The organism is Micromonospora sp. NPDC023956, assembly GCF_040639195.1.
Taxonomy (GTDB): Bacteria; Actinomycetota; Actinomycetes; order Mycobacteriales; family Micromonosporaceae; genus Micromonospora.
On the sequence record NZ_JBEZZN010000003.1, the window covers coordinates 426,681 to 443,394 of the forward strand.

Annotated in this window: 13 protein-coding genes and 1 pseudogene; 9 read left to right on the top strand and 5 right to left on the bottom strand. The window is 72.9% G+C overall.

Features of this window, described 5'->3' with window-relative positions; genetic code table 11:
• Positions 1-38 precede the first annotated feature (38 nt).
• Positions 39-1,853, top strand: a complete 1,815-nt coding sequence (locus AB0F58_RS08180) for a serine/threonine-protein kinase (RefSeq protein WP_357139714.1) — start codon at positions 39-41, stop codon at positions 1,851-1,853.
• Positions 1,854-1,913: 60 nt separating this feature from the next.
• Here AB0F58_RS08180 and AB0F58_RS08185 read toward each other — a convergent pair whose 3' ends face one another.
• Positions 1,914-2,546: a TrkA family potassium uptake protein gene (locus AB0F58_RS08185; RefSeq protein WP_357140427.1), complete on the bottom strand. Its 633-nt coding sequence runs from the start codon at positions 2,544-2,546 to the stop codon at positions 1,914-1,916.
• 34 nt (positions 2,547-2,580) lie between these two features.
• Positions 2,581-3,963: a potassium transporter TrkG gene (locus AB0F58_RS08190; RefSeq protein ID WP_357139717.1), complete on the bottom strand. Its 1,383-nt coding sequence runs from the start codon at positions 3,961-3,963 to the stop codon at positions 2,581-2,583.
• Between the two features lie 142 nt (positions 3,964-4,105).
• On the opposite strand from AB0F58_RS08190, the gene AB0F58_RS08195 reads away from it, so the two are divergent.
• Positions 4,106-5,227, top strand: a complete 1,122-nt coding sequence (locus AB0F58_RS08195; RefSeq protein ID WP_357139720.1) for a glycerophosphodiester phosphodiesterase — start codon at positions 4,106-4,108, stop codon at positions 5,225-5,227.
• Positions 5,228-5,934: 707 nt separating this feature from the next.
• On the opposite strand, the gene AB0F58_RS08200 is transcribed toward AB0F58_RS08195, so the two are convergent.
• Positions 5,935-6,108, bottom strand: coding sequence for a GntR family transcriptional regulator (locus AB0F58_RS08200; protein ID WP_357139722.1), 174 nt, complete (start codon positions 6,106-6,108; stop codon positions 5,935-5,937).
• A gap of 415 nt (positions 6,109-6,523) precedes the next feature.
• Between AB0F58_RS08200 and AB0F58_RS08205 the strand changes: the two genes are divergently transcribed.
• From AB0F58_RS08205 to AB0F58_RS08235, 7 genes and pseudogenes are all read left to right on the top strand, one after another.
• Positions 6,524-7,729, top strand: a complete 1,206-nt coding sequence (locus AB0F58_RS08205; RefSeq protein ID WP_357139725.1) for a substrate-binding domain-containing protein — start codon at positions 6,524-6,526, stop codon at positions 7,727-7,729.
• Positions 7,730-7,736: 7 nt separating this feature from the next.
• Positions 7,737-8,480: an ABC transporter ATP-binding protein gene (locus AB0F58_RS08210; protein ID WP_357139728.1), complete on the top strand. Its 744-nt coding sequence runs from the start codon at positions 7,737-7,739 to the stop codon at positions 8,478-8,480.
• Positions 8,477-9,193, top strand: a pseudogene (locus AB0F58_RS08215) (ABC transporter ATP-binding protein); the annotation flags it as partial. The gene AB0F58_RS08210 and the pseudogene AB0F58_RS08215, both read left to right, overlap by 4 nt.
• A 179-nt stretch (positions 9,194-9,372) precedes the next feature.
• Positions 9,373-10,263 (top strand): branched-chain amino acid ABC transporter permease, encoded by an 891-nt coding sequence (locus AB0F58_RS08220; RefSeq protein ID WP_357139731.1) that lies wholly within the window; start codon positions 9,373-9,375, stop codon positions 10,261-10,263.
• Positions 10,260-11,369 (top strand): branched-chain amino acid ABC transporter permease, encoded by a 1,110-nt coding sequence (locus AB0F58_RS08225; protein WP_357139734.1) that lies wholly within the window; start codon positions 10,260-10,262, stop codon positions 11,367-11,369. The genes AB0F58_RS08220 and AB0F58_RS08225 overlap by 4 nt, the downstream gene beginning before the upstream one ends.
• Positions 11,370-11,643: 274 nt before the next feature.
• Complete coding sequence (locus AB0F58_RS08230) at positions 11,644-13,818, top strand: DEAD/DEAH box helicase (protein ID WP_357139736.1); 2,175 nt, start codon at positions 11,644-11,646, stop codon at positions 13,816-13,818.
• 147 nt (positions 13,819-13,965) lie between these two features.
• Positions 13,966-14,865, top strand: a complete 900-nt coding sequence (locus AB0F58_RS08235; RefSeq protein WP_357139738.1) for a hypothetical protein — start codon at positions 13,966-13,968, stop codon at positions 14,863-14,865.
• Between the two features lie 55 nt (positions 14,866-14,920).
• Here AB0F58_RS08235 and AB0F58_RS08240 read toward each other — a convergent pair whose 3' ends face one another.
• Entirely contained in the window at positions 14,921-15,337 is a 417-nt protein-coding gene (locus AB0F58_RS08240) for a helix-turn-helix domain-containing protein (RefSeq protein WP_357139741.1), read from the bottom strand.
• A 182-nt stretch (positions 15,338-15,519) separates the two neighbouring features.
• Entirely contained in the window at positions 15,520-16,668 is a 1,149-nt protein-coding gene (locus AB0F58_RS08245; protein WP_357139744.1) for an SAM-dependent methyltransferase, read from the bottom strand.
• Positions 16,669-16,714: the final 46 nt, after the last annotated feature.

Below are 16,714 nucleotides of genomic sequence, written 5' to 3' on the forward strand. Positions count from 1 at the left end.
GGTGTAACCATCCGTTCCATCGGGCAACAGATGTTGTCATGGGTGGTGGGGTCAGGAAGGGCGCGCAGCTGCTGGGTGACCGGTACCGGCTGATCGAACAGCTCGGTGCGGGCGGAATGTCCGTGGTCTGGCGGGGCTACGACGAGGTGCTCGGCCGCCAGGTGGCGGTCAAGGTGCTCGCCTCCCGGCTGGCCAGCGACCGGGCGTTCCGCCACCGGATCCGCGCCGAGGCGCAGGCGTCCGCCCGGCTGATCCACCCGCACATCACCAACGTCTACGACTACGGCGAGTCGGAGCAGGTCGGGCTGACCGTTCCGTACGTGGTCATGGAGCTGGTCGACGGTGTGCCGCTGACCGCCCGGCTCGGGCGGGACCGGCAGCTGCCCTGGCGGGAGGCGGTGACCATCGCCGCCGAGACGGCCGCCGCCCTGGCCACCGCGCACGCCCGGGGGGTGGTCCACCGGGACGTCACCCCGGGGAACGTGATGCTCACCGCGTCCGGCGTGAAGGTCGTGGACTTCGGCATCTCCGCCCTGGTGGGGGAGAGTGAGAAGGGGCCGGACGGGGCGCTGCTCGGCACCCCGGCGTACCTCGCCCCGGAACGGCTGGAGGACGGCCAGGTCTCCCCGGCCACCGACGTGTACGCGGTCGGACTGCTGCTGTACCGGATGCTGACCGGGCGGCTGCCCTGGCAGGCGAGCACCACCACGCAGATGCTCCGCGCCCACGTGCACGCCGACCCGGAGCCGATGCCACCGGTGGCCGACCTGCCCGTGGACGTGGTCGAGCTGGTGCACCGCTGCCTGGCCAAGCGTCCCCAGGACCGGCCGAGCAGCGTCGAGCTGGCCAGTACCCTCGCCGAGGCGGCCGGGGTGGTCGCCGCCGTACCGGTGTCGCCGGCCGGACCGTCCGACCCGGCGCTGCTGGCCGCCGCGAACACCACGATCCTGCCCTGGTCGGCGGCGACCGACGCGCTGCCGTCGTCGGTGAGTCGGTCGCGGCGGGTGGCGAGCCGGCGACGACGTCAGGCGCAGGCGGGCGTGCTGGCGGCCGGACTGCTCGCGGTGACCGGCGTGGTCTGGGGGATGAGCGGGCAGCGTCCGGCCAACGGCGACCAGGTCACCCCGGACGAGGCCCGGATGGGGCTCGACCGCCCGGCTCCCTGCACGGTCGACTACGCGCTGCGCCGCGACGACGGCCGCACCTTCGCCGCTGACCTGACGCTGACCAACACCGGCCCGGCCGAACTGCGGGACTGGACGATGCGCTTCACCCTGCCGGGCGACCAGACGGTCACCGGCCCGCACCCGACCACGGTGCGACAGCAGGGCCGGACGGTCGAGGTCCACTCGGCTGCCGGGCAGGCCACGCTGGCGCCCGGTGCCGCCGCGAAGGTCGCCCTGACCGGCCGGTACGTCGGCGCGAATCCGTTGCCGGTGCGGTTCCAGATCGGCACGGAGACCTGTGAGGTCCAGGTCGCCGGGGTGGCCGGCTCACCCACCCCCCTGCCCGCCCCGGTGGGCACGTCGAGCGGGGCGACCCGGACCGGCGGCTCCCCGACCACGTCCGGCACGACCCCGCGCACCGGGGGCTCCGACGACGACGGGGACGGCGGGGGCAAAGGCAAGGGCAAAGGCAAGGGCAAGGGTGGTGAGGGAAAAAAAGAGGAAACTCCGGAGCCGGAGCCCCCGGTAACGGACCCGGCCCCGGCTCCGGAGCCAACTCCGGACGTGACCCCAAGTCCCGATGACACCGGTGGCGGCGGTGGGGACGACGACGATGACGACGGCGGCGGCGACGGAGGCGATGACAACGGCGGCGACGACGGCGGTGAGGAGCCGGCCGACCGGTGAGGTCCGCCGCCGGCTCCGGTGACCACTTCGACCGGTGCCCGACGAGCCGGCCCGCGCCGCTCAGGTCAGTCCGGCGAAACGTTGCACCTGGTCGATGCCGCCCTCCACGATCAGCAGGGACCCCTCGGTGAGCACCGTGTCCGGCGTGGCGTACTCGTACCGGCTCCCGGGCCGTTTCGCCCCGACCACCATGACGCCGTAGCGGGCGTTCGGGGTCACGTCGGCCAACGTGCGGCCGACCAGGGGCGGTGGGACCCGCACCTTGGCGATGGCGAAGTCGTCGCCGAACTCGATGAAGTCCAGCATGTTGCTGACGATCAGGTGGGCGACCCGCTCCCCGGTCTCCGCCTCCGGGAAGACCACGTGCCGCGCCCCGATCGCGGAGAGGATCCTGGCGTGTTTCCCGGAGGTGGCGCGGGCCCAGACCGACGAGGCGCCGACCTCGGTGAGTGCGAGGACGGTGAGAATGCTCGCCTCCACCGCCGCGCCGATGCACACCACCGCCCGTTCGTACTCACCGATGGCGAGTTGGCGCAATGCGGTCTCGTCGGTCGCGTCGGCCTGCACCACCCGGTCCAGGCGGGACGACCACCGCTGCACCGTCTGCGCGTCCCGGTCGATGGCGAGCACCTCGTTGCCGAGCTGGGCCAGGGTCGCGGCCAGGTAGGTGCCGAACCGGCCCAGCCCGATCACCACGACGCCGTCGCCTTTTCCGCCGGACTTACGTCTAGCCGACAATGGGTTGCTCCTCCGGGTACCGGTACAGCCGTCTGCGGGTGTTCAACGCGATCGCCGACCCGAGGGTGAGGGTGCCGACCCGTCCGATGTACATGAGGACGATCAGGGTGAGCTGCCCGGCGGGGGGGAGCGTCGGCGCGACGCCGGTGGAGAGCCCGGTGGTGCTGAAGGCCGAGGTCACCTCGAACAGCGCCCGGTCGTAGCTCACCTGCTCGGTCAGCAGGATCAGCACCACCGTGCCGACGACCACCAGGGCCACGCTGAGCAGGGCCACGGTGAGCGCCTGACGTTGGCTCGCGGTGGCCGCCCGACGCCGCCCGACGGTGACGTCCGGTTCGCCCCGCACCTCGGCCCAGATCGCGAACGCCAGCAGGAAGAAGGTGGCCACCTTGATGCCCCCGGCGGTGCTGGCGCTACCGCCGCCGATGAACATCAGGGCGATCAGCAGGGGGTAGCTCGCCTCGTCCATTCCGGTGACGTCCAGCGTGTTGAACCCGCCGGTGCGGACGAACGCGTCCTGGGCGACGGCGGTCAGCGCCTTGTCGTGCCAGCTGAGGGGGCCGAGCGTGCGGGGGTTGCTCCACTCGGCGGCCAGCAGGGCGGCGAAGCCGATCGCCAGCAGCACCAGACTGCCCCACATGGTCAGTTTGGTGCTGATCGTCCAACGGCCCGGTCGTCGCCAGCTCCGGGTCGCCTCGAAGAGGGCGGGGAAGCCGAGGCCCCCGATGATCGTGCCGAACGCCAGCGGCAGGGTGATCCATCCGTCGTGCGCGAAGCCGATCAGGTTGTCCCGGTAGAGGGAGAAGCCGCCGTTGTTGAACGCCTGGACCGCGTGGAAGAAGCCGTACCAGAGGGCTCGGCCGGGCGGATAGTCGTAGGCGAGGACGAAGCGCAGGGTCAGGATCGCGGTCATCACGGCCTCGCAGACGAGCGTGGTGAGTCCGATCCTGAACAGGAGCCGGCGCACGTCACCGATGCCGAACTCGGCGGTCTCCGCCTGCACCAGCAGTCGGCTACGCAGTGCCAACTGTCGGCCGACCAGCAGGATGACCAGCGTACCGCCGGTGAGAATGCCCAGACCGCCGATCTGCGTCAGGACGGTGATCATCGCCAGTCCGACCGGGGTCCAGTAGCCCGGGGTGTCCACCACGGCCATGCCGGTGACCGAAACCGCCGAGGTGGCGGTGAACAGGGCGGTGAGGAAGGGGGTGTACCGGTCCTCAGCGGTCGCCGGGGGCAGCATCAGCACGCCCGTACCGAGCAGGATCGCCACCAGGAAACCGAGGGGCACGATCCGTACGGGGTGACGGAGAAGCCGGTGCACCAGCCAATCTTCGTGGCGGAGCCCGGTCCCGGGTGCGGAAACGGCCATCCTGCCGGGAGCGGGAGCCGCCGCCCTCCCCGTGGTGGCAACGGCCATTCCGACATTCACCTGGCGGTCAGTCGGAGACCACCTTCCGGTCGCCGGCCGCCGCTTGGCTGATCGCGATTCCCCTCGATGACAGGAGACGGCGTTGCGACGTACCCTTTCCGCCCTCGGTGTGGCCGGCCTGCTGCTCACGGTCGCGGTGGCCGTGCCCACCGCCACGGCCGTCGGGGCCGAACCGCAGGCCCGCCCGGACCGGTCGCGGGCCAGTGACCGGCCGGTCGTGATCGCCCACCGCGGGGCCAGCGGCTACCGGCCCGAGCACACCCTGGAGGCGTACCGGCTGGCGATCCGGATGGGCGCGGACTACATCGAGCCCGATCTGGTCCGGACCCGGGACGGCGTACTGGTCGCCCGGCACGAGAACGAGATCTCCGGCACGACCGACGTGTCCGCCCGGCCCGAGTTCGCCGCCCGGAAGACCACGAAGACCATCGACGGGGTCCGGGTGACCGGCTGGTTCACCGAGGACCTCACCCTCGCCGAGCTGAAGACGCTGCGCGCCAAGGAACGGCTGCCGCAGGTCCGGGTCACCAACACCGCGTACGACGGCCGGTTCGAGGTGCCCACCCTCCAAGAGGTCATCGACCTGGCGCGTACGGAGGGACGCAAGCGGGGCCGGGAGATCGGCATCTACCCGGAGACCAAACACCCGACCTACTTCGCCTCGATCGGGCTGCCCCTGGAGGAGCCGCTGGTCGAGGTGCTGCGGGCCAACAGGCTGACCCGGCCCGGCTCGCCGGTGATCATCCAGTCCTTCGAGACCGCCAACCTGCGCCGGCTGAACCGGATGATCGACGTGCGGCTGGCCCAGCTCCTCGACGCCGCCGGCCGCCCGTACGACTTCACCGCCGCCGGGGACCCGCGCACCTACGCCGACCTGACCACCCCGGCGGGCCTGCGCTGGATCGCCGGCTACGCCGACGGCATCGGCGCGCAGAAGAACCTGATCGTGCCCCGGGACGCGGCCGGCAAGCTGCTCGCCCCGACCACCCTGGTCCGGGACGCGCACCGGCAGAAGCTGATCGTGCACGCCTGGACGTTCCGCGCGGAGAACCAGTTCCTCGCCGTCGACCACCGCACCGGCACCGACCCGAACGCCCGGGGCGACATCATCGCCGAGTACGAGCTGTTCTTCCGGTTGGGCCTGGACGGTGTCTTCGCCGACCACCCGGACACCGCCGTCGCCGCCCGCGCCGGCCTGTCCTGACGCCGCCTCACCGGCCAGTCCCGCCCCCCCCGGGCTTTCCTCCCTGCCGGCCCGCCACCCGACCGCCCGGGTGGCGGGCCGGCCCCGTCCGCGTCGCTGATCCGGGCCCTCGCCCCGTTGCTGTTCCGGTCCTTGTCCCGTCGCTGTTCCGGCGGCGGCCGGGCCCACGCCCCGTCGCTGCGCCGTCGCCGTTTCACCTCCCGCGCTGTCGCTGTTCCATCGCGCTTCGTCGGTTGTCGCCCGGCCGTGGCCGCCGCCGGCGGCCGACGCCATATGACATGGGACGCTGTGGAGCTGCCCCGTTTGTGCGCCCGCTTGCCGGCGGGACGGTGTGCCGGAACCCCACTACGAAGGGCACGTGCCACGTCCGAACTCTGCTCTGAGGCTCGACAGGACGTGGTTCCGGCCGGGCGGAGCGCCACAGGCGGACAGCGCGTGGCGGCTGCCCCGTCTGTAGGGGCAGCTCCGTAGTCGTCGAAACCCCACCCCGTCCTCCGGTGCGCCCGCGCTCCGCACCCGCTGTCCGCTGTCCGCTGTCCGGTATCCGGGGTCCGACACCCTGCGCCCTGCGCCCGGTCTCCTCAAGGCGAATCTTGGAGACTTTCCGTCCTCAGGGAACGGAAAGTCTCCAAGATCGCGGGGTGGCTATCGCGGTTGCTGCTCCGGGCGGTCGGCGACGTATGTGCCGCGTCCTCGTCGACCGATGATCAGGTTGCGGTCGTGGGGGATCGCCGGTTGCGGTCGTGGGGGATCGCCAGCGCCGGGTAGACGGTGTCGTTGCTGACGCCGTAAGCCGTGGCGAGCTGGCTGGTCGAGGGCAGCTTGTCGCCGGCCTTGAGGGCGCCAATCCGGATCTTCTCGGCGATCTCGTTCACGATCACGGCGGAACGATGGCTGTGCTGTGGGCATGGTGAGGACTCCGGTTGGTGCGGCAAACCCTCGGGGGCGGGCGTCCGAGGGTGCACCGGTGAACCGGGAACGGGGGCGGTTCGTGGTGCACCTCGGGTCTTCTGCGACCGGTTGCTCGCGGGGCCGGCGCTGTCCCCGGCTGGCCGGCCACGACGACGACTGTGGCCCCGAGCGACACCGGTAGATGGGGGGAGTCGACACGTCGGGCGACGTCCCGGTGGCGGTACCGGCTATCGACCGGAAACACCGGGGTGACCAATTGTCCCGACCGGCCACCTGAAGCGTGTGACTTGTGTGTTGCCGCCACATAGCCCGTGGGTGACGTCACTCCTAGCGTGAGCCGACAACGGATATCCCCCTCCCTCCGAGTCCTCACGTGGAGTCGCTATGACGGTCCGGACGACGCGGCGCGCGGTCCTCGCCGCCGCCACCATGATGGCCGCGGCGGTCGCCGCGACCGCCTGTGGCAGCCCGCAGGACACCGCCTCCGGTGGCGGTGACGGCGCCGCCCCGGTCAAGGTCGGCCTGGTGTACTCCCAGTCGGGAGCCCTGGCCAGCTACGGCAAGCAGTACATCGAGGGGTTCAGGGCCGGCCTCGACTTCGCCACCGACGGCACCGGCAAGGTCGACGGTCGGACCATCGAGGTCACCGAGGTCGACGACGCCGGTGACCCGGCGAAGGCGGTGTCGGCGGCGAAGGACCTGATCGGCAAGGGCCACAAGATCCTCGCCGGGTCGACCGCCTCCGGGGTCGCGTTGCAGGTCGCCCCGATCGCCGCGCAGAACAAGGTCCTCTTCATCTCCGGCCCGGCCGCCACCGACGCGGTGACCGGCGCGAACCGTTACACGTTCCGGTCCGGTCGGCAGTCGTACCAGGATGTGGTGACCGCCAAGTCGTTCATCGGCGACCCGGCCGGCAAGAAGGTCGTGGTGTTCGCCCAGGACGGCGCGTTCGGCGACGCCAACGAGGCCGCCGTCAAGGCCGTCATCGGCGGTGCCGGGGCGACCGTGAGCAGCGTGCGGGCCCCGGCCAGCGCGACCGACTTCACCCCGTTCGCCAGCCAGATCACCGCCGCCAAGCCGGACCTGCTCTTCGTCGCCTGGGCCGGCACCACCGCCCCGGCGATGTGGCAGACCCTCGACCAGCAGGGCGTGCTGACCTCCACCACGGTCGTCACCGGCCTCGACATCCGTGCCTCCTGGGCGACCTTCGGCGCGGCCGGCACCAAGATCTCGTTCCTGTCGCACTACTTCGACGGGGCCAGCGACACCGAGGCCGCCAAGGCCGCCAAGGCCAAGGTCCAGGGCGGGACGCTCGACCTGTTCCACCCGGACGGCTTCGCCGCCGCGCAGATGGTGGTCCGCGCGGTCGCCGAGGGTGGCGACGACGTGGAGAAGATGGTCACCGCGCTGGAGGGCTGGAGCTTCGACGGGGTCAAGGGCAAGATGACCATCCGCAAGGAGGACCACGCCCTGCTCCAGCCGATGTACCAGGCCAGCCTCGCCGGCAGCGGCACCGCGTTCACCGCGACCGCCCAGAAGAGCCTCACCGGCGACGAGTCCGCGCCGCCGGTCGTGGCGATGAAGGGCTGATCCGGCGATGCTCGCCACCCGCGGTCTGACCTGGCGGATCGGTGAGGTCGCCATCGTCGACGACGTGCACCTCGACCTGGCGGCCGGAGAGTTCCTCGGCGTGATCGGGCCGAACGGTGCCGGCAAGACCTCACTGTTCAACCTGATCACCGGCCTGCGTGCCCCCACCGAGGGAACGGTCCTGCTGGACGGGAGGGACATCAGCACCCTCCCGCCGCACCGGCGGGCCCGGCTCGGGCTGGGGCGTACCTTCCAGGCGTCCTCGGTCTTCGGCTCGCTGAGCGTGCGGGAGAACGTGCGGCTCGCCGTCCAGGCGCACCGCGGGGGTTCGATGAAGCTGTGGCGGCGGGCGGCGGCCGACCGGGAGGTGATCGCCGCCGCCGACGCGGCGCTCGACCGGGTCGGCCTCGCCCACCGGGGTACGGCGCTCGCCGGCACCCTCGCCCACGGCGAGAAGCGCAAGCTGGAGATCGCCCTGCTGCTCGCCGGGGAACCCCGGGTGATGCTGCTCGACGAGCCGATGGCCGGGGTGAGCGCCGAGGACGTGCCCGAACTGGTCAGCGTGATCAAGTCGCTGACCGGGGAGAGCGGCCGGGCAGTGCTCATGGTCGAACACCACATGGACGTGATCCTGGAGCTGGCCGACCGGATCGCCGTGATGCACCACGGCGCGCTGCTCGCCTGCGACACCCCGGAGACGGTGATGGCCAATCCCACCGTCCAGGAGGCCTACCTGGGGGAATCCCTATGACCGCCGCCATCCTCACCGTCGAGGACCTGTCCGTCCGGATCGCCGGGCTGCACATCCTCCAGGGGGTGTCCTTCACGGTCGCCCCGACCGGGGTCACCGTGCTGCTGGGCCGCAACGGCGTCGGCAAGACCACCACGCTGCGCGCTGTCGTCGGGCTCACCCCGGCCGGCGGGGAGGTGACCGGCCGGGTCCGGATGGGCGAGCGCAGCCTGCTCGACCGGCCCACCCACCGGCTGGTCCGGGACGGTCTCGGCTACGTACCCGAGGACCGGTGCGTCTTCGCCGGCCTTACGGTCGCCGAGAACCTGCGGCTCGCCGAGCGGCGCGGCAGCACCCCGGCGTACGACCGGGTGTTCGCGCTCTTTCCCGAGCTGGACCGACGCGGACGCCAGCGGGCCGGCTCGCTCTCCGGCGGCCAGCAGCAGATGCTCTCCATCGGTCGGGTGCTGCTCAACGACAACAAGCTGCTCCTGGTCGACGAGCCGACCAAGGGGCTCGCCCCGAAGGTGGTGACCGAGGTGGCCGAGGTACTGGAACGCGTCGCCACGACGGTGCCGGTGCTGCTCGTCGAGCAGAACCTCGCCGTGGTACGCCGGCTCGCCACCGACGCGGTGGTGATCGATGCCGGGCGGGTCGCCTGGAGTGGCGACGGCCGGGACCTGCTCGCGGATGCGGACCTGACCCGGTCCCTGCTCGGCGTCGGCTCGGCGGAGGCGCACCCTCCGAGCGCGAGGAGTGAGCTTGCGAGCCCTGCGGTCGCGGAGGAGAAGGATCACCCTCCGAGCGCGAGGAGTGAGCTTGCGAGCCCTGCGGTCGCGGAGGAGAAGGATCACCCTCCGAGCGCGAGGAGTGAGCTTGCGAGCCCCGCAGTCGCGAGGAAGAAGGATCACTGATGAGCACGGTTGTGCTGCTCACCCTCACCGGCCTGGGACTGGCCGCGCTCTACTTCCTGGTCGCCTCCGGGCTCTCCCTGGTGTTCGGCCTGGCCGACGTGCTCAACTTCGCGCACGGGCTCTTCCTGGGCGTCGGGGCGTACGCGACCTGGTGGGCGGCGGGGAACCTGCCCGGTGCCGGCCCGGACGGTCTCGGCTTCGTGGTGGCCGCCGCCTTCGGCGTGCTCACCGGCGCGCTGGTCGCGGTGCTGGTGGAGCTGGTGCTGATCCGGCCGCTCTACTCCCGCACCATCGCGCAGGTCCTGGTCACCGTGGGGCTCTCGCTCGCCGGGGTGGCCCTGCTCCAGGCGGTCTGGGGTGCCGACCCGCGGCCGTTCCCGCGTCCCGCCTGGACCCGGGAGGTGACTTCGGTGCTCGGCGCGAAGGTGCCGAACGCCGGACTGCTGCTGATCGTCGCCGCCGGACTGGTGCTCGCCGCGCTGCTGGCCTTCCTCCGCTTCACCCGGTACGGCCTGGTGATCCGGGCCGGGGTGGAGAACCGGGAAATGGTCACCGCGCTCGGCATCGACGTGCGGAAGGCGTTCACCCTGGTCTTCGCGATCGGCGGGGCCGCCGCCGCGCTGGCCGGCGCGCTCGGCGGGGTCTACTTCGGCTCGGTCTCGCCCGGTCAGGGCAGCTCGCTGCTGATCTTCGCGTTCATCGTGGTGGTGATCGGCGGGATGGGCTCGGTGGTCGGCTCCGCGTACGCGGCCGTCGCGGTCGGACTGCTGCAACAGTTCGTGAACTACTACGGCACCTCCGGCCTGGGCGACATCTGCGTCGTCGCGCTGCTGGCCGTGGTGCTGCTGCTCCGCCCGCAGGGCATCGCCGGAAAGGTGGCCACCGCATGACGAACTCCGTGGTCGACGGGGCGGTGGAGCCGCCGAGGGCGGCCGTGCCGGCGGAGCCCGAGCCGACCCGGTGGCAGCGGCTGCGGCCGTTCCTGCCGCTGGTGGCGCTGGCGGTCGCGGTGATCCTGCCGTACTCGACGGTGCACCTGCCGGGGATCTTCGAGGGGCCACTGAACTCGCCCGGCACCCTGCAACTGCTCGCCATCTGCCTGATCTTCGGCGGGCTCGCCGCCGGCTACGACCTGCTGTTCGGGCGGACCGGGATGCTCTCCTTCGGGCACGCGCTCTACTTCGCCGCCGGGGTGTACGGCACCGACATCCTGGTCACCAAGGCCGGGCTGCCGCTGTGGCAGGCGGCGCTGCTCACCGTGACCGGCGGGACGATCCTCGCCGCGCTGCTCGGCGCGGTCGCGCTGCGGACCGTGGGCATCGCCTTCGCCATGGTCACCCTCGCCTTCGCCCAGGTCGGCGCGATCCTGGTGGCGCGGGACTTCGGCGGGCTGACCGGGGGCGAGGAGGGGCTGCCGCTGGACGTCTCCGGGCTGCCGGCGGCGCTGGTCGGCGTGCCGAACACGGTGAACCTGTACTGGCTGGCGCTGGCGTACCTCGCGGTGGTCGTCCTGGTGGTGCACCGGGTCGGCGCGTCGCCGACCGGGCGGGTACTCGCCGGGCTGCGCGACGACGAGCGGCGGGTCGGGGTGCTCGGGCTGGACCCGTACCGGTTCAAGCTGGTCGCGTTCACCCTGGCCGGCGGGCTGGCGACGGCCGGCGGGACGGTCTACTGCCTGATCGTCGGCGGTGCCTCGCCGCACATCACCTCCAGCGAGCTGACGCTCTCCCTGCTGGTCATGGTGGTGCTCGGCGGACCGGGCACCCGTTGGGGCCCGGTACTCGGCGGCATCCTCTACATGTACCTGGACCACCGGCTGACCGCCTTCGGGGCGTCCGAGGCGGTGGACGCGCTGCCCGGCTGGCTCAGCGCCCCGCTCTCCCAGCCGCTGTTCGTGCTCGGCACGGTGTTCATCCTGGCGGTCTACTTCTTCCCCGGTGGCCTCGCCACCCTCGCCAACCGGTTCCCCCGGCTCTCCCCACGTCGTCGGACCTGACCCGCGCGGCCCGTCCGGGTCGTGGACAGGGCGGGCGGCGGCCCCCCCGTGTGGCCGCCGCCCGCCCTGTCGCCACGCCGTCAGCCGTTCAACAGCTCGTACGCCGGGGCGGGGCGTCCTGCGCGGCGCTGCCGCCCGGCGATGTCCTGGTCTTCCTTCCGCCGGCCGAGCCGCCGGGCCGGAGTTGACCGTCCACCCGGAGGACGTCGCCGGCGGTCCTCCCCGCTGGCGGTGACCGCCGGGGGCGCCCTCGCGCACCTGGTAGAAAGGGCGGATGGGGTGGGACCGGGCGGCGGTACGGGAGCGGGCCGAGGCGGTGCTCCGGCGGTTGGCCGGCGAGCACGCCCGGCTGCGTGAGGACCAGTGGCGGGCGATCGAGGCCCTGGTCGTCGATCGGCGGCGGGTGCTCTGCGTGCAGCGCACCGGGTGGGGCAAGTCGGCCGTCTACTTCGTCGCCACCGCCCTGCTGCGGGAGCGGGACACCGACCCCGCCCCGGCCAGCGGCGTCGGCCCCACGGTGATCGTCTCGCCGTTGCTGGCGTTGATGCGCAACCAGGTGGAGGCGGCGGGTCGGGCCGGTATCCGGGCCCGCACGATCAACTCGGCGAACCTCGACGAGTGGGACGGCATCACCGCCGAGATCCAGGCCGGTACGGTCGACGTCCTGCTGATCAGCCCCGAACGGCTCAACAACCCGGACTTCCGGGACACCGTCCTGCCCCGGCTGGCCGCCACCACCGGGCTGCTCGTGGTCGACGAGGCGCACTGCGTCTCCGACTGGGGCCACGACTTCCGTCCCGACTACCGCCGGCTGCGTACCTTCCTGGCGAACCTGCCGACCGGCACGCCGGTGCTCGCCACCACGGCCACCGCCAACACCCGGGTCACCGCCGACGTCGCCGAGCAGCTCGACACCGTCGCCGCCGCCCCGGCCGGTGGGCGGGGGGAGGTGCTGGTGCTCCGCGGCAGCCTGGACCGGGAGTCGCTGCGGCTGGCCGTGCTCGACCTGCCCACCCCGGCGCACCGGCTCGGCTGGCTCGCCGACCACCTGGAGCGCCTCCCCGGCTCGGGGATCGTCTACACGCTGACCGTGGCGGCGGCGGGCGAAACCGCCGACTTCCTCCGCTCACGCGGTTACCCGGTCGCCGCGTACACCGGGCAGGCCGACGACGCCGACCGGCGCGCCGCCGAACAGGATCTCCTCGACAACAAGATCAAGGCGTTGGTGGCGACCTCCGCCCTCGGTATGGGCTTCGACAAGCCCGACCTGGGCTTCGTCGTGCACCTCGGCGCACCGCCCTCGCCGATCGCGTACTACCAGCAGGTCGGCCGGGCGGGCCGGGCCGTCGAGCACGCCGAGGTGCTGCTGCTGCCCGGTCCCGAGGACGCGGCGATCTGGCGGTACTTCGCCTCGCTCGCCTTTCCGCCGGAGGAGCAGGTGCGTACCGTGCTGGCCGCGCTGCGGACCGACCGGCCGCTCTCCACCCAGGCCCTCGAACCCGTGGTCGACCTGCGCCGGGCCCGGCTGGAGATGATGCTCAAGGTGCTCGACGTCGACGGCGCGGTCCGCCGGGTCCGCGGCGGCTGGCTCGCCACCGGCGAACCCTGGGCCTACGACGAGCCCCGCCTGCGCCGCGTCGCCCAGGCCCGTACCGCCGAGCAGCAGGCCATGCGCGAGTACGCCAGCACGCCCCGCTGTCGGCTGCGCTACCTGCGCGAGTGCCTGGACGACGACGCGGCCACCGACTGCGGCCGGTGCGACCGGTGCGCCGGGCCGCTGTTCGGCGCCGAGGTGTCCGGGCCGGCGCTCACCGCCGCGCAGGCCTTCCTCGGCCGCCCCGGGGTGGAGCTGGCACCGAAGAAGCTCTGGCCCACCGGCCTGGACGCGGTGGGCGTACCGCTGAAGGGGCGCATCGCCCCGTCCGAGCAGGCACTGCCCGGACGCGCGGTCGGACGCCTCTCCGACCTCGGGTGGGGCGGGCGGCTGCGCGCCCTGGTCGGCCCGGACGCCGCCGACGCGCCGGTGCCGGACGACGTCGTCGCCGCCGTGGTCGAGGTGCTCCGGGACTGGTCGCACGGGGACGACCCCTGGCCACGCCGGCCGGCGGGCGTGGTGGCGGTCGGTTCCCGGCGGCGCCCCCGGCTGGTCGGCTCGCTCGCCGAGCGGATCGGCACGATCGGCCGGCTGCCCCTGCTCGGCCAGGTCACGCCGGCCGGCGCCGCCGGTCCCGACGGCCCGCGCGGCAACAGCGCCCAGCGGGTACGCGCGTTGCACGACGCCTTCACCGTGCCGGACGACCTGGCCGCTACGCTCGCCGGACTGACCGGCCCGGTGCTGCTGGTCGACGACCTGGTCGACTCCGGCTGGACGTTGACCCTGGTGGCGCGGTTGCTGCGTCGCCACGGCGCGCCCGACGTCCTGCCCCTGGCCCTGGCCGTCGCCGGCTGAGCCACGGGTGGCCGACCCGGGCCGTACCGGAGGCGGGCGCGTCCCGGATCGGGCGGAAAAGTTCCCGGCCGGGACGGAATGCGACCGTTACCACGCCGTCGTCGTGGCCGCCCGGTGACCGGTCGTTCCGACGGTACCGTGAACCTCATGAACGACCAGTTCCCCGTGAGTACCCTCCGGCTGGCGCTGGTGGTGGCCGGGCTGGTCCTCGCGTTGATCGCCGGCTTCGGCATCGGCCGGCTCAACCCCCACCCGTCGTCGGTGGCGGGAACGGCCACCACGGCCGGCACCGACCACGCGCATGCGGCGGGCACCCCCGCCCACGAGCATGCCGAGGGCGCGATGGAGGTCGGCGGCCTGGCCGTCACCGCAGCCGGTCACACCCTCGTCCCGCTGGACGGGACGTTCACCGCCGGCCGGGCCGACGAGTTCCGCTTCCAGATCCAGGAGGCGGGGCAACGACCGGTGACCCGCTTCGCGATCGTGCACGACAAGCCGATGCACCTGATCGTGGTACGCCGGGACCTCACCGGCTACCAGCACCTGCACCCGACGATGGCCGCCGACGGCACCTGGTCGGTCCCGCTGACGCTGCCCGAGCCGGGGAGCTGGCGGGCGTACGCGGACTTCGCCACGGTGACCCCGGACGGCGTGCAGACACCGGTGACCCTCGGGGTGGACCTGGTCGTCCCCGGCGCGTACACCCCCCGGGAGCTGCCCCCGGCGACCCGGACGGCGACCGTCGACCGGTTCACCGTCGACTTCCAGGGTGACCCCCGCATCGGCGTGTACGCGCCGTTGGCGTTCCGGGTCCGGGTCGGTGACAGCACGCCCACGCTGGAGCGCTACCTCGGTGCGTACGGGCACCTGGTGGTGCTCCGTGAGGGCGACCTCGGCTACCTGCACGTGCATCCGGAACCGGAACTGGCCGGGCAGGCGATGATGTTCCGGCTCACCATGCCCGGCCCCGGTCGCTACCGGTTCTACCTCGACTTCCAGGTGGCGGGTGAGGTGTACACCGCCGAGTACACGGTGACGATGCCCTGACGACTCCGCCCGGCCCGGCCGCGTCGGTCCGGCGGGGGAACTGTTCGGTGAGGGCTCAGCCCGCCCGCCGGGCGGGCCGGTGGGCGAGGTACCGCAGCAGGTCCCGGATCTGGTGCTTCTCCTCGGCCGGGACGGTGGGGTCGGCGAGCCGGTCGAGGATCACCCGGACGTCCGCCTCGACCGGGGCGTCGTCCACCCGGCGTCGGGCCGCCGGAGCGCCGTCGGGCAGGCCGAGCGCCCGGAACGCCGCGGTGACCGGCACGTCCAGGGCGGCGCAGAAACCACGGACCTTGGCCAGCTCGGGGTAGTCCTGCCAGTCGCCGGCCAGCCAGCGGAAGATCGTCGACCGCCCCACCCCGGTGTGCGCGGCCAGGTCGGTGACGGTCCAGCCGCGATCCTGGCGAGCGTCGTCGATGGCCCGTCGGACGAAACGCGCGAAGGCCATCTGCGGCGAAACCTCTGCGGAGCCCATGGTCGGGTGTCCCTTTCCGACGGGGTGCACCGGACGGTGCGCCTTCGAGGGTAATACCGCCGGCGGGGTGGGGGACCGCCTGATCGCTCGGCCGGTCACGGCTGTTCCGGTACTCCGGACGGCAATAGTTGCCGGCCGTCAACCAAGCCCGTGCCGCTCGTCACGGTGGTCGACCCGAAGGGCTACGCACCGTCGCCGAGCAGCGTCTCCAGGCGGGGCGTGACCTGCCACTGGGTGACCAGGGCGCGGTAGTCGGCGTGCGGTTCGTCGGTGCCGGCGGCGGCGGTGGCGCGACGGGCGCGGATCAGCAGGTTCCGGGGGGTGTGGCGGGAGTCGACGAACTCCACCACCTCGGCCCGGTAGCCGTGCGACCGGAGCAGCCCGGCCCGGAGCGCGTCGGTCAGCACGTCGGCGAAGCGTTCCCGCAGGATGCCCTGCCGGGTGAGCAGCTCGTACGGGGCCGGCGCGGGGCGGGCACGCAGCTGCGCGGCGAGGTCGTGGTGGCAGCACGGAGCGGCGAGCACCCAACGGGCCCGCCAGCGGACCGCCCGGGCCAGCGCCTCGTCGGTTGCCGTGTCACAGGCGTGCAGCGCCAGCACCAGGTCGGGTGCCGGGTCGACCTCCGCGCCGAGGATGGTGCCGGCGACGAACCGAACCCGGTCGGTCCAGCCCAGCCGCTCGGCGATAGCGGTGTTGCGCTGCCGCTGGTCCTCCCGGACGTCCACGCCGACGAGTTCCACGTCGACACCGCGCCGAGTCAGGTAACGGTACGCGGCGAAGGTCAGGTAGGCGTTGCCGCAACCCAGGTCGACCACGCGCAGGGTGCCGGTCAGCTCCTCGGGGAGGGTGGCGGCGAGGGCGCGGAGGAAGGCGTCCACCTGTCGCCGTTTGGCCGCCGACCCACCGATCTCGGCGAAGATCGGGTCACCCGGGTCGAGCAGGTACTCCTTCTCGCGGTCGTGACCGTCGGCGGCGGCGGGCCGGCTGGCGGTGGCCCGGTGCACCTGTGCCTCGCCGGACTTGGTCACCCGGAGCTGGACGGTCGCGTCGGTGGTCTCCACGTGCCAGTTGCCGAACGGCTCGGCCAGCAGCGCGTCGACGGCCTCGTCCGCCTCCGGGCCCGGGGCGACGTTGCGGGTGTACGGGCGGTTTCCGTCGGAGGTGGAGATCTGGAGCCGGGCACCGGACTTGAGGGTGACCGGTCGGAGTTCGGCGCGCACCACCGAGGGCCGCTGCCCACGGCGTCGTCCGGCAGCGACCGCCCTGGTCAGGGCGGGGTCGAGCAGCAGGGCCCGGAGGTCGGTGAGGGCGTCGTCCAGGGGTACGGGCATCGGTCCATCATCCTCGGCGGCACGGGTGGGCCGAAAGCGGACGTCC

Excerpts from the sequence above, each read along its gene's own strand:
- AB0F58_RS08225 (WP_357139734.1), top strand. The coding sequence starts at position 10,260 with ATGACGAACTCCGTGGTCGACGGGGCGGTGGAGCCGCCGAGGGCGGCC.
- AB0F58_RS08205 (WP_357139725.1), top strand. The coding sequence starts at position 6,524 with ATGACGGTCCGGACGACGCGGCGCGCGGTCCTCGCCGCCGCCACCATG.
- AB0F58_RS08235 (WP_357139738.1), top strand. The coding sequence starts at position 13,966 with ATGAACGACCAGTTCCCCGTGAGTACCCTCCGGCTGGCGCTGGTGGTG.
- AB0F58_RS08210 (WP_357139728.1), top strand. The coding sequence starts at position 7,737 with ATGCTCGCCACCCGCGGTCTGACCTGGCGGATCGGTGAGGTCGCCATC.
- AB0F58_RS08230 (WP_357139736.1), top strand. The coding sequence starts at position 11,644 with ATGGGGTGGGACCGGGCGGCGGTACGGGAGCGGGCCGAGGCGGTGCTC.
- AB0F58_RS08190 (WP_357139717.1), bottom strand. The coding sequence starts at position 3,963 with ATGGCCGTTTCCGCACCCGGGACCGGGCTCCGCCACGAAGATTGGCTG.
- AB0F58_RS08245 (WP_357139744.1), bottom strand. The coding sequence starts at position 16,668 with ATGCCCGTACCCCTGGACGACGCCCTCACCGACCTCCGGGCCCTGCTG.
- AB0F58_RS08180 (WP_357139714.1), top strand. The coding sequence starts at position 39 with ATGGGTGGTGGGGTCAGGAAGGGCGCGCAGCTGCTGGGTGACCGGTAC.
- AB0F58_RS08220 (WP_357139731.1), top strand. The coding sequence starts at position 9,373 with ATGAGCACGGTTGTGCTGCTCACCCTCACCGGCCTGGGACTGGCCGCG.
- AB0F58_RS08240 (WP_357139741.1), bottom strand. The coding sequence starts at position 15,337 with ATGGGCTCCGCAGAGGTTTCGCCGCAGATGGCCTTCGCGCGTTTCGTC.